This is a genomic window from Azonexus sp. IMCC34839 (genome assembly GCF_047047955.1).
Classification (GTDB): domain Bacteria; phylum Pseudomonadota; class Gammaproteobacteria; order Burkholderiales; family Rhodocyclaceae; genus Azonexus.
The window spans coordinates 1,566,206-1,588,325 of record NZ_CP150631.1 but is presented as its reverse complement, the minus strand read 5'-3'; the positions used below and the strand labels follow the sequence as shown (position 1 = coordinate 1,588,325).

The following is a 22,120-nucleotide window of genomic DNA, read 5'->3' as shown; positions in this document are numbered from 1 at the left end:
GGAACCGGAGAGGTTCAACCTTGCGGCATCGCGTCGAGGGGATCAGGACGCGACTTATTTCGTTCTAGGAGAGGAAAGATGAAGAAAAGCGTAGTGGGGATGCTTGCCTTGACCGCCATGGCCGCCGCCATGGGTACGGCTTTCGCACAGGAAGTCGCCAAGGGGCCTGAAATGACTGCGGCGGAAAAGGAAACCGCCAAGAAGATCTACTTCGAGCGTTGTGCCGGCTGCCACGGCGTGTTGCGCAAGGGGGCCACCGGCAAGAATTTGGAGCCGCACTGGACCAAGAAGGACAAGGACGGCAACGTGACTGAGGGCGGCATGCTCAAGCTCGGTCAGCAGCGTCTGGAAAAGATCATCGGCTACGGCACCGATGGTGGCATGGTCAACTTCGATGACATCCTGACCAAGGAAGAAATCAGCCTGATGGCCAAGTACATCCAGAACACGCCGGATGTGCCGCCGGAGTACAGCCTGAAGGAGACCATGGACTCCTGGAAGCTCATCGTGCCGGTCAAGGATCGTCCGACCAAGCAGATGAACAACTTCAACCTGAAGAACATGATGTCCGTCACCCTGCGCGATACGGGTGAAGTGGCGCTGATCGACGGCGATACCAAGGAAATCCGCTCCATCGTCAAGACCGGCTACGCCGTGCATATTTCTCGTCTGTCCGCTTCCGGCCGCTATGTTTACGTGATTGGCCGCGATGGTCGTCTGTCGCTGATCGACTTGTGGATGGAAAAGCCGGCCGTTGTGGCCGAAGTCAAGGTCGGTTTCGATGCCCGTTCGGTCGATACCTCCAAGTTCAAGGGTTACGAAGACAAGTACGCCGTGGCCGGTTCCTACTGGCCGCCGCAGTATGTGATTACCGAAGGCGATACCCTGAAGCCGCTGAAGGTCGTTTCCACCCGCGGCATGACGGTCGATGGCGAATACCATCCGGAACCGCGCGTTGCTTCCATCGTCGCTTCCTTCAAGAAGCCGGAGTGGGTGATCAACATCAAGGAAACCGGCCAGATCCTGCTGGTCGATTACTCCGATATCGAAAACCTGAAGACCACCACCATCGCTTCCGCCAAGTTCCTGCATGACGGTGGTTGGGATGCTTCCAAGCGCTACTTCCTGGTTGCCGCCAATGCATCGAACAAGATCGCCGCGGTCGATACCAAGACCGGCAAGCTGGCAGCCCTGGTCGACACCGCCAAGATCCCGCACCCGGGTCGTGGTGCCAACTTCATCCACAGCAAGTTTGGTCCGGTATGGACGACTGGCCACCTCGGTGCTGACGTGATCACGCTGATTTCGACGCCGTCTGACGACAAGAAGAACGCCAAGTTCAAGGAATACAACTGGAAGGTCGTTCAGGAGATCAAGCACATCGGTGCGGGTAACCTGTTCGTCAAGACCCATCCGAAGTCCAAGAACCTGTGGGCGGATGCGCCGATGAACCCGGACACCGAAATCGCCAACTCCGTCGCCGTTTATGACGTGAATAGCGACTTCTCGAAGCCTAAGGCTGTGCTGAACGTCGCCAAGGATTCCGGCCTGCCGGTGACCAAGGCAGTGAAGCGCGCCGTCCATCCGGAATATTCGGCTGACGGTAAGGAAGTCTGGATTTCGCTGTGGGGTGGCAAGACCGACCAGTCCGCCATCGTGGTTTATGACGACGCGACGCTGAAGGTCAAGAAGGTGATCACCGATCCGAAGATGATCACGCCGACCGGCAAGTTCAACGTCTTCAATACCCAGCACGACATCTATTGATATCGGTTGTCGATTCTTTGATTTGACACAATGCTACGGGGGCGCAAGCCCCCGTAGCATATGGTGCAGCGATAGTTGCCGGGGCTTGTCGGCGCTATCGGATCGAACGACTGTTTTGTGGAGATTGCCACGATGAAAAAGAGTTTTGTATCTGCAGCAGTGGTCGGCGCGTTTTTGGCCGCGGGCAGCCAGGCTGCGTTTGCCGCGCCTGACTGGGCCAAGGTGCCGAAGGCCAATATCAACGTATTCCACCCCGGTGCGGCGCCGATCGAATGGCTGCAGGGCAAGGGGGAGCACAGCGGTGCCAGTGGCCTGAAGAAAGGCGAAACCTGTGCCGGCTGCCACGTCGAAGACGGCAAGCTGTCGCTTGACCTGAAGCGCCTGGCCAGCAAGGAAATGGAACCGAAGGGCGCGCCCAAGACCATGAACTATCCGGTGACGGTGCAAGCGGCCTACGATGCCAACAACCTCTACGTTCGCCTGACCTTCAAGGCGCCGAGCGGCGGCTTCGATCACTCCGACAAGGAGAACGAAGTGAAGGCCACGATCATGTTCCCGAACGACAAGGTGCCGCTGGGTGAGCAAGCCGGTTGCTGGGCTGCCTGTCACCAGGACGCCAAGGGCATGCCGAATGGCAAGGACAAGACCAAGTACCTCTCGGCCGGCGCGATGGACCTGATGCAGTGGAAGAGCAGCGGCAAGTCGGCGGACGGTTTCGTCGCTGACAAGCGCAGCATGGAAGGTGGCAAGGCCGGTGCGACGGCTGAAGGCGCCAAGGCCGGCGATACCTATACCGTGACCTTCACCCGCAAGCTGGCCGGCAATGCCGTGCTGGCGCCGGGTAAAGCCGTTCCGTTCGGCATCGCCATCCATGCCGACAATTCCGCGGGCCGTTTCCACCATGTCTCTTTCGGTCAGACCATCGGTCTGGGTACCGATGGCGACGTGAAGGCCGCCAAGCAGTAAACCCGAAGGCTATCCGGAATGTTCGCGCACACCGGATGGTCTTGTCTGAGACGAGCGTTCGCTTTGGCGGCGCTCGTTTCTTTTTCAGCCTTCGCCGGACAAACGGTGGAGGTGGCTATTGCCAGTTATCGTTTCGAGCCGGCGGAGATTCGCGTCAAGGCCGGCGATACCGTGCGCTGGATCAATCGCGAAAAGCGGACCAGCCATTCGGTCGTTTTTCCGGAAGAGGGTGGCCGCGAGTCGGAGCGCATGTTCCCGGACGAAAGCTGGGAGCGCAGCTTTGCCGTGCCCGGGCGTTATCCTTATAGCTGTGGGCCGCATCCGGAAATGAAGGGGATCGTCGTTGTCGAGTAGGCTGGTTTTTGCCCTTTTTGGCCTGTGCACCGCAGCAGCGGCTTTGGCGGAGCCGAATGTCGCCCGCCAGCGGGAATTGGTGCGCATGGTGCGCCAGGATTGCGGTTCCTGTCATGGCATGACGCTGCAGGGCGGGCTGGGTCCAGCCTTGTTGCCGGCCAACCTGAAAGACAAGCCGGCCGAAGGATTGGCCGCAACCATTTATTACGGCCGGCCCGGTACGCCGATGCCGCCGTGGAAGCAATTCCTATCCGAGGCGGAAGCTGCCTGGATTGTTGATAAGTTGATGAGCGAGTTTCCGCGATGAGAGTTTTGCGCCTGTTGCTGTCCTGCGTTGTCGCCGCCTGGCTGGTCGGTTGCGCTACTACCGCGCCTCCTGTGCTGCGCGGCACCGGCGATCTCGGCCTGATCATCGAGCGGGCCAGTGGCCGCGTGGCGCTGGTCAATACGACGACCCGCCAGCCCTATGCCCGTATCGACGGCCTGGGCGACTTGTCGCATGCGTCTGCCGTCTATTCGCGCGATGGGCGCTACGCCTACATCTTCGGGCGCGATGGCGGCTTGTCCAAGATCGACCTGCTCGAGGCCAAGCTGGTCAAGCGCATCGTCCAGTCGGGCAACGCCATCGGCGGTTCGATCTCGCAGGATGGCCGCATTGTCGTCGCCCAGAATTACACGCCGGGCGGTATCAAGGCCTTCGATGCCGAGACGCTGGAACTGCTCTCCGAAGTGCCGGCCGAGTACGCGCCGGGCAAGTTCTCCAAGGTCGTCGGCCTGGCCGACAGCCCGGGTAACAAGTTTGCCTATGCCTTGTTCGAAGGCGGCGAAATCTGGGTCAGCGATTTCAGCAATCCGCGCCAGCCGAAAACGCAGCGCTTCCCGGCCGGCAGCCAACCCTACGACGGCCTGGTGACGCCGGACGGACGCCATTTCCTGGCCGGCCTGTTCGGCGAGGATGGTGTCGCTTTGCTCGATCTGTGGCAGCCTGAAAAAGGCGCGCGCAAGATTCTCGAAAACTACGGTCGCGGCCAGGAAAAGCTGCCGGTCTTCAAGATGCCGCACCTGCGTGGCTGGTCGGTGGCGCAGGGCAAGGCCTATCTGCCGGCGATCGGGCGGCACGAGGTGCTGGTCGTCGACGTGGCAACCTGGAAGGAAGTCGGGCGCATTCCCGTGCGCGGCCAACCGGTGTTCGTGATGGCGCGGCCGGATGGGCGCCAGGTCTGGGTCAATTTTTCTTTTCCCGATTACGGCAAGGTCGATGTGATCGACACGCTGTCGGGTAAGGTGGCGCAGCAACTGGAGCCAGGCAAGGGCATCCTGCACATGGAATTCACGCCGCGTGGCGAGCAGGTCTGGCTCTCGGCACGTGACGACAACAAGGTCGTGATCTACGATACGGCAAGCTTCACCAAACTGAGCGAAATCCCGGCCGAGAATCCTTCCGGCATTTTCTTCACCTCGCGCGCCGCGCGCATCGGTTTCTGATGGACGACACTCTCGACTTTCGCCTGCTCAACGAGTTCCAGCGCGATTTTCCGCTCTGTCCGGCGCCTTTCGCCGAACTGGCGGCGCGTCTTGGCGTTGGCGAAAAGGTCGTGCTCGGCCGTCTGGAAGCCTTGCGCCGGGCCGGCAAGATTTCTCGGGTCGGAGCCGTCTTCGCGCCCAAACGTATTGGCGCCTCGACCTTGGCCGCCATGGCGGTACCGCCAAGGCGGCTCGCCGCTGTAGCGGAAACGGTCAATCGTTTTCCCGAAGTGAACCACAACTACGAGCGCGAGCATCGCTACAACCTGTGGTTCGTCGTCACGGCCGCCAGCGAGGGGCGTCTGCAGGCCACCCTCGGCGCCATCGAAAAGGCAGCCGGCGTGCCGCTGCTGGCCTTGCCGCTACTCGAGGAATTTCATATCGACCTCGGCTTCCCGCTGGACGGAAAGGGGAAGGTCGCCCCGGCGACGGCCAAGGTCGTGCAGCCAGCAGCACCGATCGACGAGGCCGAGCGCCGTCTGGTCGGCGTCCTGCAGGAGGGGCTGCCGCTGTTCATCCGGCCCTTTGCCATGATCGCCGAGCGCATCGGCGCGGCCGAGAGCGATGTGCTGGGGCGTATCAGGAGTTGGTTGGAAGAGGGAGCGATCAAGCGCTTCGGCGTCGTCGTCCGCCATCATGAACTGGGTTACACGGCCAACGCCATGCTGGTCCAGGACATTCCCGACGAGCTGGTCGGTACGGTTGGTCGGGCGCTGGCCGAAGAGGGCGCAGTGACCCTGTGCTACCGCCGGCCCCGTATCTTGCCCGATTGGCCCTACAACCTCTTCTGCATGATCCATGGCCGCGAGCGCTCCGAAGTTGAAGCGACCATCGCCGCTTTGCGCCAACGCCACGGTCTGCAGAATCATGCGCACGACGTGCTGTTTTCGCTGACTCGTTTCAAGCAGAACGGGGCGCGTTATGCGTGAGTTGGATAGTATCGACCGCTCTATCGTCGATACGCTGCAAGGCGGCTTTCCTTTGTGCGAGCGGCCCTATGCCGTCGCTGCCGAACGCCTGGGTATCGGTGAGGAGGAGTTGCTGCAGCGACTGGAAAAACTGCTTGCCGACAAGGTGCTGACCCGTTTCGGGCCGATGGTCCAGATCGAGCGCATGGGCGGGGCCTTCGTCCTCGCCGCCCTGGCCGTTCCCGAAGAGCGTTATGAAGCCGTGGCGGCGCAGGTTAACGCCTTGCCGCAGGTGGCGCACAACTATCGGCGCGAGCACAAGCTGAACATGTGGTTCGTGCTGGCGACTGAAACGCCTGCGGGTATTCCAGACGCCATCGCCCAAATCGAGGCGGCGACCGGTCTGAAGGTTCATGCCTTCCCCAAGGAGCGCGAGTATTTCGTGGAAATGAAGCTGGAGACGCGTCGATGATCGACGAACTCGATCGGGCGCTGATTGTCGCCACGCAGGGTGGCTTGCCACTGGTGGCGCGGCCTTATCATCACGTGGCCCAGCAACTGGGGATCAGTGCCGAAGAGGTGATGCATCGCCTGAAGATGCTGCTCGACAATGAAGTGATCCGCCGTATCGGCGCGGTGCCCAATCATTACGCCATCGGCTGGACGGCCAACGGTATGACGGTATGGGATGTCGACGATGCCGAGATCGATCTCCTGGGCGAAAGGGTCGGCGCCTTGCCTTTCGTCACCCACTGCTATCGCCGTCCGCGTGCCCTGCCGGATTGGCCGTACAACCTTTTCGCCATGGTGCATGGCGCATCGCGTGAGGAATGTGCGGAAAAGGCCGGGCAGATTCGTCAGGTTCTCGGTGGTGCCTGCCGGGCCAGCGACATTCTTTATTCGACGCGGATTCTGAAGAAAAGCGGTCTGCGCATCTGAGGCCCTTGCCTGAATGAAAAAGAGACTCCGCCAGGAGTCTCTTTTCGTATGTGCCGGCTGAGCCTCAGAATTCTTCCCATTCGTCGTCCAGCGAAGCGGGAAGGGCTTTCTTCGGTTTGGGGGCGGAGCGTGACGAAGGCTGCGCGGCCGGCCGCTTGGCTACAGATGGCGCGCTCGCCTGCGGAGCGTGCCGACCGTCGGCCAGGCGGAAGCGGGATACCGTTGTCACCAGGGCTGTGGCCTGTTCATCCAGACTCTCTGCAGCGGCCGCAGCTTCTTCGACCAAGGCAGCATTCTGCTGCGTCACTTCGTCCATCTGCGATACCGCCAGGCTGACCTGCTCGATGCCGGAGGCCTGCTCGCGGCTGGCATCGGAAATCTCGCCAACGATGGCGGCGACCCGCTTGATCGAACTGACCACTTCCTCCATGGTCTTGCCGGCCTGGTCCACCTGCTGGGTTCCGTTACGTACCTTGTCCGACGAATCGGAGATCAGGGTCTTGATCTCCTTGGCAGCACTGGCGCTACGCTGGGCCAGGTTGCGCACTTCCGTGGCGACCACGGCGAAGCCGCGCCCTTGCTCGCCGGCGCGGGCGGCTTCGACGGCCGCGTTGAGTGCCAGGATGTTGGTCTGGAAGGCGATACCGTCAATGACGCTGATGATGTCGGAGATGCGGTTCGAGGACTGTTGGATCGCCGACATCGTATGCACCACATCGGTCACTACCTGACCGCCCTTTTCGGCGACCTCCTGGGCATTGCTCGCCAACTCGTTGGCGCGGATGGCATTTTCGCTGTTGCGTTTGACGGTGGCGGTCAATTCCTCCATTGTCGAAGCGGTCTCCTCGACACTCGATGCCTGTTCTTCCGTGCGGGATGAGAGGTCGGTGTTGCCTTGCGAAATTTCACGTGCGGCGACGTTGACGGCATCGGCGCTGGTGCGAATCTGTGAAATGACTTCAGCCATGTTGTCGAGAAGCGAATTGATGCCTTCGCACAGCTCGAGGATCTGGCCATCCTTGTCGGCGGTGGCGATACGCGCCATCAGGTTGCCGCCCTGGGCTTCGCCAACCACAGACTGGGTCTGCTCGACCGCTTCCTTGAGTGCCTGGCTGGCTTTGATCTGAGCCGTGATATCGGTAGCAAATTTGACAACCTTGAAGGGACGGCCGTTGGCATCCATGATCGGGTTGTAGGTGGCCTGAATCCAGATCTCGCGTCCGCCTTTGCCGATACGCTTGTACTGTCCGGCATCGAATTCGCCACGCCCGAGCTTTTCCCAGAAAGCCCGATATTCGGCTGAAGCCCGGTATTCCGGATCGACGAAAAGACTGTGGTGCTGCCCCTTGATCTCGCTCTGGCTGTAGCCGAGGGCGTTGCAGAAGTTGTCGTTGGTTTCGAGGATGCGACCGTCCAGTGAAAATTGAATGACAGCCTGGGCTTTATTGATCGCCTCGATCTGACCATTGACGTCGGCTTGTCGCTCGATTTCCGCCGTGATGTCGGAGGCGAACTTGACGACCTTGAACGGCTTGCCCTGTTCGTCGAATACCGGGTTATAGGTAGCCTGGATCCAGATTTCTCGGCTGCCTTTGGCGATACGCTTGTAGCGACCGGCATCGAATTGGCCGCTACCAAGTTTTTGCCAGAAAGCCCGATATTGCGGGCTGGCAACTTCTGCGGGAGCGACGAACATGCTGTGATGCTGTCCCTCGATTTCGCTCAGGCTGTAGCCCAGCAAATTCAGGAAGTTATCGTTGGCAGTCAGAACCTTGCCATCCAGCGTGAATTCGATAACGCCTTGCGATTTCTTGATTGCGGCGACCTGGCCGCGTAGGTCCTGCAGTTCTTCCTTGCTGATGGTGGCCTGGCTGGCATCGGTTCCTGAACCGAACAGCATTGAAAACATGGGGTAGCTCCTTGTGCGAAATCTACGGCTTCGGCCGTTTGGAATCTTTTGCTGCGAAAAGTTTCATTCGTCCGCCGATAATCAGGCGGATACCGTGTTGATCAAGGCCATTTCCTCGGCAGACATCAATTTTTCGATGTCGGTGACGATGATCATCCGCTCCTCCAGGCTGGCCATCCCTCGGATATAGCGGGTATCGAAACTGGATGAAAATTGCGGTGCCGGGCGGATTTGCTGGCGATTGAAGGCGACGACGTCGGAAACGCCGTCGACGACGATCCCCAGTTGGCGATCAAGCACGTTCAGGATGATCAGGACGGTAAAGGTGTTGTATTCGGCCGGATGGCTGAATTTGATGCGCAGGTCGATGATCGGGACGATGACGCCGCGCAAGTTGATGACCCCCTTGATGAACTCCGGGGAATTCGCCAGGCGGGTAACGGCGTCGTAGCCACGGATTTCCTGAACGCGCAGGATGTCGATGGCGTACTCTTCCCCTCCCAGCCGGAAGACGAGGAATTCCGCTTCCGTGCTCAACGAGTCTTGATCGATAACGCCTGTGCCTTGAGACAGTTCCATCGTTTGCATAAGCGATAGCAATTCGCCGACTAGTTGTCGAAAGTTGCCAATATATCAAAAAAGAAAAAAAGGGAAAGCTCGCTTTCGCGTTGCTTTCCCTTTCCTTGGAGAGGCTGAAAATTACTTGGCTTCTTCGATGCAGCGGGCAATATGGGCCAAGGCCTCCTCGACCTGATCGATCAGGATCAGGCACAGGTCACCTGGTTGCAGGCGACTGAGTGCCAGGTCGATGGCCTTGAATTCGCCGGTGATTTCGTCGATGCGCTTGGTCCGCTTGGCATCCTTCAGGCCGTCCCGCAGCAGGCCGATCACTTCGCCGTCTTCGCGGCCGCGCTGGCAGGCATCCTGGTAGAGGATGGCATCGTCGAAAGCCTCGCCGAGGATTTCGGTCTGCTGGCGGATGTCTTCGTCGCGACGGTCGCCGGCACCGCTGATCACCACAGAGCGGCGAACGCCCGGCATGCCATCGACCGCCTGGACCAGTGCCTGCATGGCATCCGGATTATGGCCATAGTCGGCGATCAGGGTGGCGCCCTTGTAGTCGAAGACGTTGAAGCGGCCCGGGGCGGTCGAGGCGTCGCTGACGAATCCGGCCAGCGCCTTCTCGATAATCGCCCAATCCATGCCCAGCGCCCAGCCGGTGGCCGTAGCAGCCATGGCATTCTCGACCTGAAAGCCGATGGAGCCGTTGCGGGTCAGCGGAATGCTCGTGTAGGCGATGCGATGAATCTTGCGCCCTTCCTGGCAGACGATGGCGTCGCTTTCGGCATAGACCACGCGTTTGCCCTGGGCTTTGTGCGTGGCGAGTACCGGGTTCGCTTTGTCGCGGGCGAAGAAGATGACGCTACCCGGACAGTGCGCGGCCATGCGGGCGACCTGCGGATCGGCGGCATTGAGCACGGCAGAACCCCGTGGCGAGACGTTCTCGACGATGACGCGCTTGACCACGGCCAGTTCGTCGACGGTCGTGATGTAGTTGAGGCCGAGGTGATCGCCGATACCGATGTTGGTTACCACGGCCACGTCGCACATGTCGAAGCCCAGGCCTTCGCGCAGCACGCCGCCGCGGGCGGTTTCGAACACTGCGGCGTCGACGTCCGGATGCATCAGCACGTTGCGGGCACTGCGCGGGCCAGAGCAGTCACCATTGTCGATCTGTACGCCCTGGATATATACGCCGTCGGTACTGGTCATGCCGACGCGCTGGCCGTTGCTTTCGAAAATGCGGCCGATCAAGCGGCTGGTCGTCGTCTTGCCGTTGGTGCCGGCGATGGCGACGACCGGAATGCGGGCGTTGTCGCCATTCGGGAACATCATGTCGACGATGGCCTTGCCGACGTCGCGTCCCTTGCCGAAGGAAGGGTCGAGGTGCATGCGCAGGCCAGGCGCGGCGTTGACTTCGACGATGCCGCCACCTTGCTCTTCCAGCGGCTTCAGGATCGTGTCGCAGACGACGTCGATGCCGGCGATGTCCAAACCGACGGTTTGGGCAGCCGTGACGGCAGCGGCCGCCAGATCGGGATGTACGTCGTCCGTGACATCGGTGGCGGTGCCACCGGTCGACAGATTGGCATTATTGCGTAAAACGACACGTGCACCGCGGGCGGGCACCGAATCGGCGTTGTAACCTTGCTCGGCCAGACGGGCGATGGCGATGTCGTCGAAACGGATCTTCGTCAGCGAAGTGGCGTGGCCGTCGGAGCGGCGAGGGTCGCTGTTCACGATATCGACCAATTCGCGCACGGTGTGTTTGCCGTCGCCGATCACCAGGGGCGGGTCGCGGCGGGCAGCGGCGATCAGCTTGTCGCCGATGACTAGGACGCGCCAATCATGGCCGGGCAGGTATTTCTCGACCATGATGTCGTCGAAGAAGGAGACGGCGACTTGGTAGGCCTTGCGCACCTGTTCCTCGCTGGTTAGGTTGACCGAGATGCCTTTGCCCTGGTTGCCGTCCTGTGGCTTGACGACGACCGGCAGGCCGATTTCCTGCGCAGCTTTCCAGGCATCGTCTTCATCGTCCACCGGGCGGCCGATGGGCACCGCGACGCCGGCGGCGTGTAGCAGCTTCTTGGTCAGTTCCTTGTCCTGCGCGATGGATTCGGCGATGGCGCTGGTGAAACTGGTTTCTGCAGCCTGGATACGCTTCTGTTTGCTGCCCCAGCCGAACTGGACCAGGCTGCCCTGAGTCAGGCGGCGGAAGGGGATGCCACGGGCGACGGCGGCCGAGACGATGGAGCCGGTCGATGGGCCGAGGCGGATGTCCTCATCGAGATCGCGCAGTTCCTTCAGCGTACCGTCGAGGTCGAACGGTGTGTCGTTCAAGGCGGCCAGGCACAACTGTTCGGCGCGTTCGAAGGCCAGGCGGCCGACGTCTTCTTCGGAATATTCGACGACGACTTGATAGACGCCGTTGTCGACGGTCTGCGTCGTCCGGCTGAAGGTGACCGGGCAGCCGGCCTGGGCTTGCAGGCCGAGAGCACAGAATTCCAGGGCATGAGCGACCGATACCGTGTCGAGGTGATCGGATGGAATCAGGTCGCCAAGTTCTGGGAAGCGCTCGCGCAGGCGGGCTTCGAAACCGGGCAGGTCGGCGATGGCGACTTCGGCGCCCTCGCAGGTGACGATAGCCTGGATGGCGGTGTGGCGGCTCCACAGGTTGGGGCCGCGCAGGGCACGAATGCGGGAAACGTCCATGACGCGATGTTCCTAATTATTTCTGTAGCGCCGCACCGAGCGGCTTCTTGGCCATGATGGGAAGCAGGGCTTCCGGATCGGGCAGATCGAGACCAAAGGTCTTGACGCCGGTGGCGATGACGTCCTGGGTCAGCCCCAGTGCCCAGCCGGTGGCGACAGCCGCCAGCACGTTGGCAATATCCTCGGGCTTCTTGGCCTTGCCGATCGCTGGCACGTCGCCGAGACGGCAGACGCGGATTTCGTCGGCACCGGTGCGCAGGATGATGCGACCGTCGGCCACCGTCACACCACGCTTGCCGCCGGCAAAATGCTCGGCCAGCTTGAGGCAGGACGGATCGGCGGTGAAGAAGATGACTTCGCCGTCGCACAGTTCGGCCATCTCGGCGGCCAAGGCGTCGGCGGCGTTGATGACGGCGTAGCCGGAGGGCAGAACGACATCGACTTGCGTCCGGTAGATCGAGCGGTGTGTGGTGTAGTACTCGCCGCCCGTCGGCTGGACGTCCCAGCGCGACAGGTCTTCGCCGGCCGGATCGATGTTGGTGATGACGCCGACCGAGCAGCGGTCGTAGGCCAGGCCTTCGCCGAGGATCACTTCGGCACCGTTCTCGATGACGGCCGCCTCGACGGCGCGGTTGAGCAAGAGGCGATGGCCGGCGGCCCAGTTGGCGGCATTGGTCTTTTGGACCTGGCGGCGGTTCAGGTAAAGACCGTCGCTGCAGGCCAGGCCGGTGTAGGCGCCGGACAGGAAGAGCATGTGCGCGACTATTTTGGCCACGGCGGTTTTGCCGTGGGTGCCGGTGACGCCGACGAGCGGCACGCGGCCGTTCTTGTTGGCGGCGAACAGGTTGTCCACGATGGCCTGGCCGACTGGGCGCGGTTTGCCGACGCCGGGCTTGATGTGCATGAGCAGGCTGGGGCCAGCGTTGACCTCGACGATGGCGCCGCCCTGAGCGGCCAGCGGTTGTGAGATGTCCTTGCACACCAGGTCGATGCCGGCGATGTCGAGGCCGACCACGCGGGCGGCCAACGAAGCAATGGCGGCGGTTTCGGGATGAACCTCGTCGGTGCAATCGAAAGCGTGGTTGGCATTGCGCTGGATCAGCACTTCGCGGCCCGCTTCCGGCACGGCATCGCCGGTCAGCCCCTGGCGTTCCAGTTCGATCTTGGCCGCCGTATCGATCTTGATGATCGACAGCGGGTGCAGTTCGGTATTGCCGCGGCGCGGATCGGTGTTGATCTGGGTATCGATCAATTGCAGGACGGTTTGCTTGCCGTCGCCGGTGACGGTGATCAGGTCGCTGCGGTTGGCAGCAATCAGCTTGCCGCCGATGACCAGAAGGCGATGTTCGATGCCGGGAATGGAGCGTTCGACGATGACGCTGGAGCCTTCCTCGACGGCGATGGCGTAGGCCTTCTTGACGTCCTCGGCATTGGTCAGGTCGATGAAGACGCCGCGGCCGTGGTTGCCGTCGGAGGGTTTGACGACCACCGGGTAACCGATGTCTTCGGCGGCCTCGACGGCATCATCGGCATTTTCGACTTCGCGGCCTTCCGGTACTGGCACACCGACCGAGGAAATCAGGGTCTTGGTCAGGTCCTTGTCGCGCGAGATGGTCTCGGCGATGGCGCTGGTGCTGTCGGTTTCGGCCGTCCAGATGCGGCGCATGGCGGCGCCGTAGCCCAGCTGGACGAGGTTGCCGTCGTCGAGCAGGCGGATGTGGGGAATCTTGCGCGCTTCGGCGGCATTGACGATGGCGGCGGTCGATGGGCCGAGGTATTTGCGGTCGACCTTGCGACGCAGCGGCTTGATCGCTTCGCCGATGTCGAACGGATCGTCATGGATGGCGGCGAGCAACAGTTCGCGGCCAATTTCCAGCGCCAAGCGAGTGCATTCCTCGTGGAAGTTGCTGACCACCAGCTTGTAGACGCCGCGCGTCGTCGTTTCGCGTGTCCGGCCGAAACCGTCCGGCAGACCGGCCAGGGTCATCAGTTCGAGAACGATGTGCTCCATGATGTGGCCGGCCCAGGTGCCTTCTTTCAGACGACGCAGAAAACCACCGCGTTCGTCGTAGTTGCACCGGTGTTCGATCAAGCCGGGGAGCCAGGCTTCAAGCCGCTCATACAGGCCGGGAATCTTGTCGGAAGGGAGGTCTTCCAGTTCGCCGATGTCGATCCAGGTTTCGATGCATGGCGGGTAGGTCCAGATGCTCGGACCCTTCAGGGAGATGGAGTCCTTGAAAACGATGTCTTGTCTTTTCATGCTCTCTGCTTTTGCCCCGGCGGGGCGGCGGTGATCAAGAGGTTATTTCAGCATTATTAACGTTTTCACGCCGTTTGCGGCTGACCGCTGTGCAAAATTGTCACAAAACGGAACGTGCCGTTACAGCCGCCGCTTACAGGAAGCGGTCAAGCAGCTTGCGGCTCTGCCGATCGAGTTGCGTCAGGTCGCGCACCAGGAACTGAATGCCGTTGGTGTCGGCGATCAGCAAGCGGGTTTGCGACAGGCGGCGGATGTCTTCCTCGCCCTTCAGGATCAATTCGGTCTGGCCGCGATTCGTATCGACCTGCCAGGTGCTCGGGCAGGCGAAACTGGAGACGCTGGCGATACGGCTGATCTCGGGAACGAATTCGCGGCTGGCCAGGTCGGCTTCGATCAGGTCGCGAATTTCGTCCGGCAGGTCGGCCAAGCGATCGACCCAGCCCACTTCGTGGCCCTCGAAATTGATCAGCGAGAGGCCTTCGTCTGGCCCGGCAATCGGAAAGGCGCGCACCGGAGTCACGCCGACGTGCTGCTCGCCATTGGCGGCAGTCAGCACCAGGCGACCGTAGCTGTCGCGTTGCAGTTTGAAATCGACTTTGGACATGGCGGTCACTCGGCGTGGGCTTTGGGCAGTTCAGGGGCGCGCGGCAAACTGTCTTCGGTATCGACGTTGCGGGCCTGTGCCATGTAGAGCTTGTAATAATGGCCTTCGGCATCCATCAACTGGTCGTGGTTGCCGATTTCGACAATGCGGCCGCGATCCATGACCACCAGGCGGTCGGCCTTGCGCAGCGTGGACAGGCGGTGGGCGATGGCGATGGTGGTGCGGCCCTTGACCAGATTGTCGAGCGCTTTCTGGATTTCCTTCTCGGTTTCCGTGTCCACCGCAGAAGTCGCCTCGTCGAGGATCAGGATGCGCGGATCGATCAACAGGGCGCGGGCAATCGAGATGCGCTGGCGTTCGCCGCCGGAAAGACCCTGGCCGCGCTCGCCGACCAACGAATCGTAGCCGTGCGGCAGGCGCAGGATGAATTCGTGGGCGTGGGCGGCGCGGGCGGCGGCGATGATTTCCTGACGCGTCGCGTTCGGCTTGCCGTAGGCGATGTTGTCGGCGATGGTGCCGAAGAAGAGGAAAGGCTCCTGCAGCACCAGGCCGATGTGCTGGCGGAATTCGGCGACCGGGACCGAGCGGACATCGACGCCGTCGATGAAGACGGCGCCTTCGGTCACGTCGTAGAAGCGGCAGATCAGGTTGACCAGCGTCGATTTGCCGGAGCCGGAGTGACCGACCAGGCCGATCATCTCGCCCGGCTTGATGACCAGGTCGACATCCTTGGTCACGGCGCGCGTGCCGTAGCGGAAGCTGGCTTTCTTCAGCTCGATTTCGCCGGTGACCTTGGCGAGATGCACCGGGTTGGTCGGCTCAGGTACGCTGGAAACGTGGTCGAGAATGTCGAAGATACGCTTCGTCGAGGAGGCTGCACGCTGCGTTGCCGAAACAATGCGGCTCATCGAGTCCAGGCGGGTGTAGAAGCGGCCGATGTAGGCGAGGAAGGCGGTGAGCACACCGACCGAGGAGTCGCCGCGGGCGATCTGCCAGATGCCGAAAACCCAGACGACGAGCAGGCCGACTTCGGTCAGCAGCGTGACGGTAGGCGTGAACAGTGACCAGGTCTTGTTCAGCTTGTCGTTCATCGCCAGGTTGTGCTCGTTGGCGGCCCGGAAGCGGTCGCCTTCGCGCTTCTCCTGGGCAAAGGCTTTGACCACGCGGATACCGGGGATGGTGTCGGCCAGCACGTTGGTCACTTCCGCCCAGACGCGGTCGATCTTCTCGAAGCCGGTGCGCAGCTTTTCGCGCACGAAATGGATCAGCCAGCCGATGATGGGCAGCGGAATCAATGTAACCAGCGCCAGCCACGGGTTGATCGAGAAGAGGATGACTGCCGTCATGGCGATCATCAGCACGTCGGTGGCGAAATTGAGCAGGTCGAGGGACAGGAAGATGTTGATGCGGTCGGTTTCGTTGCCGATGCGCGCCATCAGGTCGCCGGTGCGTTTGCCGCCGAAATACTCAAGCGACAGGCCGAGCAGGTGATCGTAGGTCTGAGTGCGCAGGTCGCGGCCGATGCGTTCGGAAACGAGCGCCAGGATGTAGGTGCGGATCCAGCCCAGCACCCAGGCCAAGGCTGCGGCGCCGAGCAGGCCGCCGAGATACATGGCGACCAGCGACCAGTCGATGGGCTTGCCGTTCTGGAACGGAATCAGCACGTTGTCCATCAGCGGCATGGTCAGGTAGGGCGGAACCAGGGTTGCTGCGGTGGACGCCAGCGTCAGGCCAAATCCCAAGAGCAATTGGCCCTTGTAAGGCTTGGCGAAACGCCACAGGCGGAACAGTGTCCAGGTGGACGGGGAGACGGTCGATTCGCGATTGCAGATCGGACATTCATCCTCGCCGGGCGGAATCGGCGCCTTGCACTTCGGGCAGACATCCTCTTCCGGACGGGCGACCGGCTGGCCGCTGACCAGGCTGTCGCGGTGCAGATCGAATTCGGCGATGACGCGCAGCGCGGCCAGGTTGCGCCCCAGCGTATAGCGCCAGCAGCCGATGCGGCCTTGCTGGTCGAGCAATTCGAGGGTGCCGACGCCGGCGTGGTCGTGATGGCTCAGCGTCAGGTCGGCGCTGAGCGGCCAAATCGCCCAGTCGGCTTCTCCCGGTGCCTTGGCGAGCAGGCGGTGGTCAGTCGCGACGACGATGCCGCGGGCGAATTGCAGGCGGGCGTCGAGGTCGATTTCGAGACAGGCCTGCACCGCCTCGCCCTGTGCTAGCTGCGATTCGATTTCCGCAGCCCAGGCGGCGGGGAGTACCGGCTCCTGGCCGGCGACATTCGGGAGTTCGGAGGACATCGTTCAAGTATACAGCAGGGTTCTTAGCCTATCTAACGGGGCGATCGGGCGGCGGTTGACTCACGTCAAGGAGATTGCCCGGGGGCTGCCGTTGAATACGCCCATTCCGCCTGTAAGGACATTCATGTTTCGTATCTCGCAATATATGCAGGAAATCGCCGCGCCGACACCGCTCGGGCCAAAGCGCAATCCGCCGGGGCCGGTAGTGATCTGGAACTTGATCCGGCGCTGCAACCTGACCTGCAAGCACTGCTATTCGATTTCTGCCGACACCAACTTTCCTGGCGAGCTGACGACCGAGCAGATTTATACGGTGATGGACGATCTCAAGGCCTTCCGGGTGCCGGTGCTGATCCTCTCCGGCGGTGAGCCGCTGCTGCGGCCGGACATCTACGACATCGCCAAGCGGGCCAAGGCGCAGGGTTTCTACGTCGGCCTGTCGTCGAATGGCACGCTGATCGATGAGGGCAATATCGATCGTATCGCCGAATGCGATTTCAACTATGTAGGTGTCTCGCTCGATGGTCTGGGGGCGACGCACGACAAGTTCCGTCGTCTTGAAGGGGCCTTCGAGAAGTCCTTGCACGGTATCCGGCTGTGTCGCGATCTCGGCCTCAAGATCGGCGTGCGCTTCACGATGACGCAGGACAATGCGCACGACCTGCCGGGCCTGCTCAAGCTTGTCGAGGATGAAGGGATCGATCGTTTCTATTTCTCGCACCTCAACTATGCCGGTCGTGGCAACAAGAACCGCAAGGACGATGCGCAGCACAAGCTGACCCGCTGGGCCATGGACCTGCTCTTCGATACCTGCTGGGATTATCAGCAGCGCGGGCTGAACAAGGAATTCACCACCGGTAACAACGATGCCGACGGCGTCTATTTCCTGCATTGGGTGCGCCAGCATTTTCCCGAGCGGGCCGCGCATGTCGAAGCCAAGCTGCGCCAATGGGGCGGCAACTCCTCCGGCATCAATGTGGCCAATATCGACAACCTGGGCAATGTCCATCCGGACACCATGTGGTGGCATCACACGTTGGGCAACGTCAAGGAGCGGCTGTTCTCGCAGATCTGGCCGGATGTTTCCGATCCGCTGATGGCCGGCTTGAAGCGTTATCCGCGCGCTGTCGAAGGGCGTTGCGCCACGTGCGCCTATCTCGATTTGTGTAACGGCAACACGCGGGTGCGCGCCCAGCAACTGACCGGCAATCCGTGGGCGGAAGACCCCGGTTGCTACCTTACCGACGAAGAGATTGCAGCATGAAGCTTGAAAATATCGGCAAGATTCTGATCCCGGCCGGGATGGCTGTTTGTACACTATTGGCCATGGCCGATCTGGCGCAGGCTGCGGATGCACCGGCGGCCTATCGCGAACATTGTGCTGCCTGTCATGGCGAGAGCCGCTTGGGCGGCATCGGCCCGGCCTTGCTGCCGGAAAACCTTGGGCGTTTGCGCAAGGGCGAAGCCGAAAAGGTCGTGCGCGAAGGTCGTCCGGCAACTCAGATGCCGGCGTTTGGCGAAAAGCTGAGCGGCGACGAGATCAAATCGCTGGTCGATTTTGCTTATACCGCGATCAAACCGATGCCGGTTTGGGGCGAGGCCGAGATCAAAGCCTCCCGCATCGTCCATGAAAAACAGCCGCTACCCGCCAAGCCGGTGTTCAAGGCCGATCCGCTGAACCTTTTCGTTGTCGTCGAGAGCGGCGATCATCATGTTTCGGTTCTCGATGGCGACAAGCTGGAGCCGATCCACCGCTTTCAGTCGCGTTTCGCTCTGCATGGCGGACCGAAATTTACGCCGGATGGGCGCTACGTCTTCTTTGCCTCGCGCGATGGTTGGGTGACCAAGTACGACCTGTGGAACCTGAAGGTCGTTGCCGAGGTACGGGCCGGTATCAATACCCGCAACGCCGCGGTCTCCGGCGACGGCAAATATGTGGCGGTAGCCAATTATCTGCCGCACAGCCTGGTCATTCTCGATGCCGACCTCAATTTCGTGAAATCGCTGGCGGTGGCGGACAAGGAGGGCAAGCTCAGTTCCCGCGTGTCCGCTGTCTATGACGCTTCGCCGCGGCAGAGTTTCGTGGCGGCCTTGAAGGACGTCAAGGAGGTCTGGGAAGTGTCTTACAACCCCAAGGCACCGGAAATCCCCGCTGGCATCATCCACGACTTCAAATACCGCGAAGGCGCGTTCATGCCGGGCTTCCTGAGCCCGCAGCGTACGCAGGTTGACGATTACCTCGACGATTTCTATTTCACCCAGGGCTACGATGAGGTGATGGGGGCGTCGCGCAACGATGCCAAGTCGGTGGTCAGCGGACAGGTGGTTAACCTCGACGCGCGCAAGAAGGTGGCTGATCTGCAGTTACCCGGCATGCCGCATCTGGGTTCCGGTATCAGCTGGAAGTGGAAGGATGCCAACGGCCAGGAGCGGACGGTGATGGCGACGCCGAATCTGAATGAGGACGTGATCAGCATCATCGACATGCAGAGCTGGCAGACCATCAAGCAGATCAAGACGCGCGGCCCCGGCTTCTTCATGCGCAGCCATGAGAACAGCCGCTATGCGTGGACCGATTCGATGATGAGTCCGGCCTTCAAGGACACCATGCAGATCATCGACAAAGCCAAGTTGGAGATCGTTGCCGAACTGAAGCCGGAGCCGGGCAAGACCTTTGCCCATGTGGAATTCACGCGTGACGGTAAGTACGTACTGGCCAGCCTGTGGGAGATGGACGGGGCGCTGATCATTTACGACGCCGAGACGCTGAAGGAAGTGAAGCGCCTGCCGATGAAGAAGCCGGTGGGTAAATACAACGTCTGGAACAAGATCACCAAGTCCGAAGGCACCAGCCATTGAGCGGCGATGTCGTCGCTTTTGTCAGGATTGGCTGACAAAAGTGACGCCAGGCGTGATGGGTGCTTTTTTGAGAATCTTAAGTTATTGATTTGTATGGTGTTGTTCTGCGGCATTAAATAGGCACGTATCTGGCTAAGAAGGTGCCAGGAAACCGCCGGGCTTGGCCTCGGGCGGCGATCCTTTCCTCCTAGGGGATCGTCGCTTTGCCGGATTCAACGTGCAGGACCGTCAGCCTGTCACGAATAGCACGCCAGTTCGGCGGCTTTCCACTTCTCCTCGTGTTCCAGGGGCGCGCTTATCCTGATGTCAAATCTGGCATTGTGGGACGGAATGGTCTGTCAGATTTGGCGTGGGGGGCCATCCAGCTTGGTATCTCCCTTGGCTCGACGATTGTTTTCCCGATCATGACCGCTGCCCGGAAAGCCGCTTGCCCAAGCCATTTGGTCCGCATGACCGGGCGCTGCCGAGGTGCCGTGGCGCCAACGGGCATATGTCTTGCAATTCCCCCAAGGCTTTAGTGGTTTTATTTCCTATCACGTCTGTTAAGGAGACAACTCATGGCATGGGATCTCTTGTTCACCTCGGATATCGGCCTGCTGAGCCTGTTCACGATCGCCTTCATTCTGGTCATGGCGATCTATATCGTGCGCTACGCATCCAAGCACATCAAGGATGAGGAGCAGGGCAAGGGTTTGCCGGGAGGCACGCAGGGTTCGCACTGAGTCGCGCGCGGCGGTTCTGTCGCACCGCTGCAAGGGAGTCGCCGCACGGCCGGAATTTTCCGGCCGTTTTCTTTGGTCGGGCTGGCTTGATTTTTGCCCATTTTGGCCCGTGCACCGCAGCAGTCTGACGGCGCGGGCGAAATCGGGGAGAATTCGCTTTTTCTTCCGGTGTCGTCCTCGTGTCGCGTCTCGTCGTATTCAACAAGCCTTACGGCGTTCTCAGCCAGTTCACGCCGGAGGGCAAGTGGCGGGCGCTGAACGAATTCATTCCGATCAAGGACGTCTATGTTGCCGGGCGGCTCGATGCCGATAGCGAAGGCTTGTTGCTGTTGACTGACGATGGGCATCTGCAGGCACGTATTGCCGATCCCAAGCACAAGCTGGAAAAGACTTACTGGGCGCAGGTCGAGGGTGTCCCCGACGAGGCCGCGCTGGATCGCTTGCGTGCCGGCATCGCCTTGTCCGATTTCACCGCCAAACCGGCCAAGGTGAAGTTGATCGAAGAGCCGAGTGGGCTGTGGCAACGCGATCCGCCCATCCGTTACCGCGCCGCCATTCCGACCCGTTGGCTGGAAATCCGCATCGCCGAAGGCAAGAACCGCCAGGTCAGGCGAATGACGGCAGCCATCGGTTATCCTACGCTCCGCCTGATTCGTGCCGCCATCGGCAAGCTGGGCCTGCAGGGGCTGGCACTCGGGCAATGGCAGGAAATCAACGGCAGCATGGCTGCCTTGCAAGGAAAGTTTGAATGAAGAATCTTCTCGTCGCAGCGCTCTGCGCGCTGGCCATCGGTCCGGCCGCAGCCCAACCCAGCATGCCGGTCATGGAGTTGACCGCCGGTTTTCATCGCATCGAGGCCGAGGTGGCAGCGACCGACCAGAATCGCCAGATCGGCCTGATGAACCGCCGCGTCATGCCGCCGCAGCGCGGCATGCTGTTCGTCTTCACCCATGACAACACGCACTGCATGTGGATGCGCAACACCTTCATTCCGCTGTCGGTCGCCTTCATGGATGGCGAAGGGACGATCATCAATATCGAAGACATGCAGCCGCAGACCGAGAACAATCACTGCGCCCGTCGTCCGGCCCGCTACGCGCTGGAGATGAATCTGGGCTGGTTCGCCCAGCGCGGCATCAAGGCCGGCACGAAGTTGAACGGTATCGAGCGCGCACCGCGTCCGCAGTAATGGGATTTTCCAAATGGCGTGCGCGCCTGCCGCGTGCTGCCTGTGCCGAAGTCCTGCGCTCCTGGCTGACCGAGCCGGGGTCGCTGACGGCCCGCTGTCAGCGCGTCAGCAGCAAATTTCGCGTGCGCGTGTTGCGCCAGGGCATGGCGCGCCCCTTGGGCGACGAGTCGGCGCGTGACGTATTCGTGCCAGTACGCGAGGTGGTGCTCGAATGCGATGGCGTGCCAGTGATTTTTGCCCATACGACCCTGTGCACCGCAGCAGGCGGCCGCTTGAAGCGCTGGCTGGCCCGCCTGGGGGCGCGCTCGCTCGGTTCGCTGTTGTTCAGCCATCCGGGATTCAAGCGCGGGCGGTTGGAGTTCCAGCGTCTTGATGCACGTCACCCCTTGTATCGGCGCGCACTCGGCGGGAAAAGCGAGACACCCTATCTGTGGGCGCGGCGCTCTCGCCACGCCTTCGGCGAAGAGTCGGTGCTGGTCACCGAGGTCTTCCTACCGGGAATCGCCCAGCTGAAATGAAAAAACCCGCCGTCGGCGGGTTTTTCTT

Annotated in this window: 20 protein-coding genes; 14 read left to right on the top strand and 6 right to left on the bottom strand. The window is 61.3% G+C overall.

Annotated features, from left to right (window positions below; all coding sequences use genetic code 11):
• Positions 1-78: 78 nt before the first annotated feature.
• The 8 genes from WIF35_RS07805 to WIF35_RS07770 all read left to right on the top strand — a co-directional run bounded on the left by WIF35_RS07805 (position 79) and on the right by WIF35_RS07770 (position 6,458).
• Complete coding sequence (locus WIF35_RS07805; protein WP_412481000.1) at positions 79-1,767, top strand: cytochrome D1 domain-containing protein; 1,689 nt, start codon at positions 79-81, stop codon at positions 1,765-1,767.
• Between the two features lie 132 nt (positions 1,768-1,899).
• Entirely contained in the window at positions 1,900-2,733 is an 834-nt protein-coding gene (locus tag WIF35_RS07800) for an ethylbenzene dehydrogenase-related protein (RefSeq protein ID WP_412480999.1), read from the top strand.
• Positions 2,734-2,844: 111 nt separating this feature from the next.
• Positions 2,845-3,087, top strand: a complete 243-nt coding sequence (locus WIF35_RS07795; protein ID WP_412480998.1) for a plastocyanin/azurin family copper-binding protein — start codon at positions 2,845-2,847, stop codon at positions 3,085-3,087.
• On the top strand, positions 3,077-3,394 hold the full coding sequence (locus tag WIF35_RS07790) for a c-type cytochrome (RefSeq protein WP_412480997.1): 318 nt from the start codon (positions 3,077-3,079) through the stop codon (positions 3,392-3,394). The genes WIF35_RS07795 and WIF35_RS07790 overlap by 11 nt, the downstream gene beginning before the upstream one ends.
• The gene (locus WIF35_RS07785) at positions 3,391-4,572 is read left to right on the top strand and encodes a cytochrome D1 domain-containing protein (protein ID WP_412480996.1); all 1,182 of its coding nucleotides are present in this window, start codon (positions 3,391-3,393) and stop codon (positions 4,570-4,572) included. Before WIF35_RS07790 ends, WIF35_RS07785 begins: the two co-directional genes overlap by 4 nt.
• Positions 4,572-5,540, top strand: a complete 969-nt coding sequence (locus tag WIF35_RS07780; protein ID WP_412480995.1) for an AsnC family transcriptional regulator — start codon at positions 4,572-4,574, stop codon at positions 5,538-5,540. Before WIF35_RS07785 ends, WIF35_RS07780 begins: the two co-directional genes overlap by 1 nt.
• On the top strand, positions 5,533-5,991 hold the full coding sequence (locus WIF35_RS07775; RefSeq protein ID WP_412480994.1) for an Lrp/AsnC family transcriptional regulator: 459 nt from the start codon (positions 5,533-5,535) through the stop codon (positions 5,989-5,991). Before WIF35_RS07780 ends, WIF35_RS07775 begins: the two co-directional genes overlap by 8 nt.
• The gene (locus tag WIF35_RS07770; RefSeq protein WP_412480993.1) at positions 5,988-6,458 is read left to right on the top strand and encodes an Lrp/AsnC family transcriptional regulator; all 471 of its coding nucleotides are present in this window, start codon (positions 5,988-5,990) and stop codon (positions 6,456-6,458) included. Before WIF35_RS07775 ends, WIF35_RS07770 begins: the two co-directional genes overlap by 4 nt.
• Before the next feature lie 64 nt (positions 6,459-6,522).
• Here the strand turns inward: WIF35_RS07770 and WIF35_RS07765 are convergent, their stop codons facing one another.
• From WIF35_RS07765 to WIF35_RS07740, 6 genes are all read right to left on the bottom strand, one after another.
• Positions 6,523-8,367 (bottom strand): methyl-accepting chemotaxis protein, encoded by a 1,845-nt coding sequence (locus WIF35_RS07765; protein WP_412480992.1) that lies wholly within the window; start codon positions 8,365-8,367, stop codon positions 6,523-6,525.
• Positions 8,368-8,448: 81 nt separating this feature from the next.
• Complete coding sequence (locus WIF35_RS07760; RefSeq protein ID WP_412480991.1) at positions 8,449-8,946, bottom strand: chemotaxis protein CheW; 498 nt, start codon at positions 8,944-8,946, stop codon at positions 8,449-8,451.
• A gap of 120 nt (positions 8,947-9,066) precedes the next feature.
• Entirely contained in the window at positions 9,067-11,640 is a 2,574-nt protein-coding gene (gene cphA / locus WIF35_RS07755) for a cyanophycin synthetase (RefSeq protein ID WP_412480990.1), read from the bottom strand.
• Between the two features lie 16 nt (positions 11,641-11,656).
• Positions 11,657-13,900 (bottom strand): cyanophycin synthetase, encoded by a 2,244-nt coding sequence (gene cphA / locus WIF35_RS07750; RefSeq protein ID WP_412480989.1) that lies wholly within the window; start codon positions 13,898-13,900, stop codon positions 11,657-11,659.
• A gap of 133 nt (positions 13,901-14,033) precedes the next feature.
• Complete coding sequence (locus WIF35_RS07745) at positions 14,034-14,504, bottom strand: DUF1854 domain-containing protein (protein ID WP_412480988.1); 471 nt, start codon at positions 14,502-14,504, stop codon at positions 14,034-14,036.
• Between the two features lie 5 nt (positions 14,505-14,509).
• Positions 14,510-16,804 (bottom strand): ABC transporter transmembrane domain-containing protein, encoded by a 2,295-nt coding sequence (locus WIF35_RS07740; RefSeq protein ID WP_412480987.1) that lies wholly within the window; start codon positions 16,802-16,804, stop codon positions 14,510-14,512.
• A 124-nt stretch (positions 16,805-16,928) separates the two neighbouring features.
• On the opposite strand from WIF35_RS07740, the gene nirJ reads away from it, so the two are divergent.
• The 6 genes from nirJ (at position 16,929) to WIF35_RS07710 (ending at position 22,092) form a co-directional block, all read left to right on the top strand.
• Complete coding sequence (gene nirJ / locus WIF35_RS07735; protein WP_412480986.1) at positions 16,929-18,068, top strand: heme d1 biosynthesis radical SAM protein NirJ; 1,140 nt, start codon at positions 16,929-16,931, stop codon at positions 18,066-18,068.
• On the top strand, positions 18,065-19,663 hold the full coding sequence (locus tag WIF35_RS07730; RefSeq protein WP_412480985.1) for a cytochrome D1 domain-containing protein: 1,599 nt from the start codon (positions 18,065-18,067) through the stop codon (positions 19,661-19,663). Before nirJ ends, WIF35_RS07730 begins: the two co-directional genes overlap by 4 nt.
• 557 nt (positions 19,664-20,220) lie before the next feature.
• Complete coding sequence (locus tag WIF35_RS07725) at positions 20,221-20,385, top strand: DUF3149 domain-containing protein (protein ID WP_412480984.1); 165 nt, start codon at positions 20,221-20,223, stop codon at positions 20,383-20,385.
• Positions 20,386-20,564: 179 nt separating this feature from the next.
• On the top strand, positions 20,565-21,137 hold the full coding sequence (locus WIF35_RS07720; RefSeq protein ID WP_412480983.1) for a pseudouridine synthase: 573 nt from the start codon (positions 20,565-20,567) through the stop codon (positions 21,135-21,137).
• Positions 21,134-21,574, top strand: coding sequence for a DUF192 domain-containing protein (locus tag WIF35_RS07715; protein WP_412480982.1), 441 nt, complete (start codon positions 21,134-21,136; stop codon positions 21,572-21,574). The genes WIF35_RS07720 and WIF35_RS07715 overlap by 4 nt, the downstream gene beginning before the upstream one ends.
• Complete coding sequence (locus WIF35_RS07710; RefSeq protein WP_412480981.1) at positions 21,574-22,092, top strand: chorismate--pyruvate lyase family protein; 519 nt, start codon at positions 21,574-21,576, stop codon at positions 22,090-22,092. The genes WIF35_RS07715 and WIF35_RS07710 overlap by 1 nt, the downstream gene beginning before the upstream one ends.
• Positions 22,093-22,120: the final 28 nt, after the last annotated feature.

Coding starts and splice junctions, on each gene's coding strand:
- WIF35_RS07770 (WP_412480993.1), top strand. CDS start 5,988: ATGATCGACGAACTCGATCGGGCGCTGATTGTCGCCACGCAGGGTGGC.
- WIF35_RS07710 (WP_412480981.1), top strand. CDS start 21,574: ATGGGATTTTCCAAATGGCGTGCGCGCCTGCCGCGTGCTGCCTGTGCC.
- WIF35_RS07740 (WP_412480987.1), bottom strand. CDS start 16,804: ATGTCCTCCGAACTCCCGAATGTCGCCGGCCAGGAGCCGGTACTCCCC.
- WIF35_RS07775 (WP_412480994.1), top strand. CDS start 5,533: ATGCGTGAGTTGGATAGTATCGACCGCTCTATCGTCGATACGCTGCAA.
- WIF35_RS07765 (WP_412480992.1), bottom strand. CDS start 8,367: ATGTTTTCAATGCTGTTCGGTTCAGGAACCGATGCCAGCCAGGCCACC.
- WIF35_RS07745 (WP_412480988.1), bottom strand. CDS start 14,504: ATGTCCAAAGTCGATTTCAAACTGCAACGCGACAGCTACGGTCGCCTG.
- WIF35_RS07725 (WP_412480984.1), top strand. CDS start 20,221: ATGGCATGGGATCTCTTGTTCACCTCGGATATCGGCCTGCTGAGCCTG.
- WIF35_RS07805 (WP_412481000.1), top strand. CDS start 79: ATGAAGAAAAGCGTAGTGGGGATGCTTGCCTTGACCGCCATGGCCGCC.
- WIF35_RS07800 (WP_412480999.1), top strand. CDS start 1,900: ATGAAAAAGAGTTTTGTATCTGCAGCAGTGGTCGGCGCGTTTTTGGCC.
- nirJ (WP_412480986.1), top strand. CDS start 16,929: ATGTTTCGTATCTCGCAATATATGCAGGAAATCGCCGCGCCGACACCG.
- cphA (WP_412480989.1), bottom strand. CDS start 13,900: ATGAAAAGACAAGACATCGTTTTCAAGGACTCCATCTCCCTGAAGGGT.
- cphA (WP_412480990.1), bottom strand. CDS start 11,640: ATGGACGTTTCCCGCATTCGTGCCCTGCGCGGCCCCAACCTGTGGAGC.
- WIF35_RS07785 (WP_412480996.1), top strand. CDS start 3,391: ATGAGAGTTTTGCGCCTGTTGCTGTCCTGCGTTGTCGCCGCCTGGCTG.
- WIF35_RS07760 (WP_412480991.1), bottom strand. CDS start 8,946: ATGGAACTGTCTCAAGGCACAGGCGTTATCGATCAAGACTCGTTGAGC.
- WIF35_RS07730 (WP_412480985.1), top strand. CDS start 18,065: ATGAAGCTTGAAAATATCGGCAAGATTCTGATCCCGGCCGGGATGGCT.
- WIF35_RS07715 (WP_412480982.1), top strand. CDS start 21,134: ATGAAGAATCTTCTCGTCGCAGCGCTCTGCGCGCTGGCCATCGGTCCG.
- WIF35_RS07780 (WP_412480995.1), top strand. CDS start 4,572: ATGGACGACACTCTCGACTTTCGCCTGCTCAACGAGTTCCAGCGCGAT.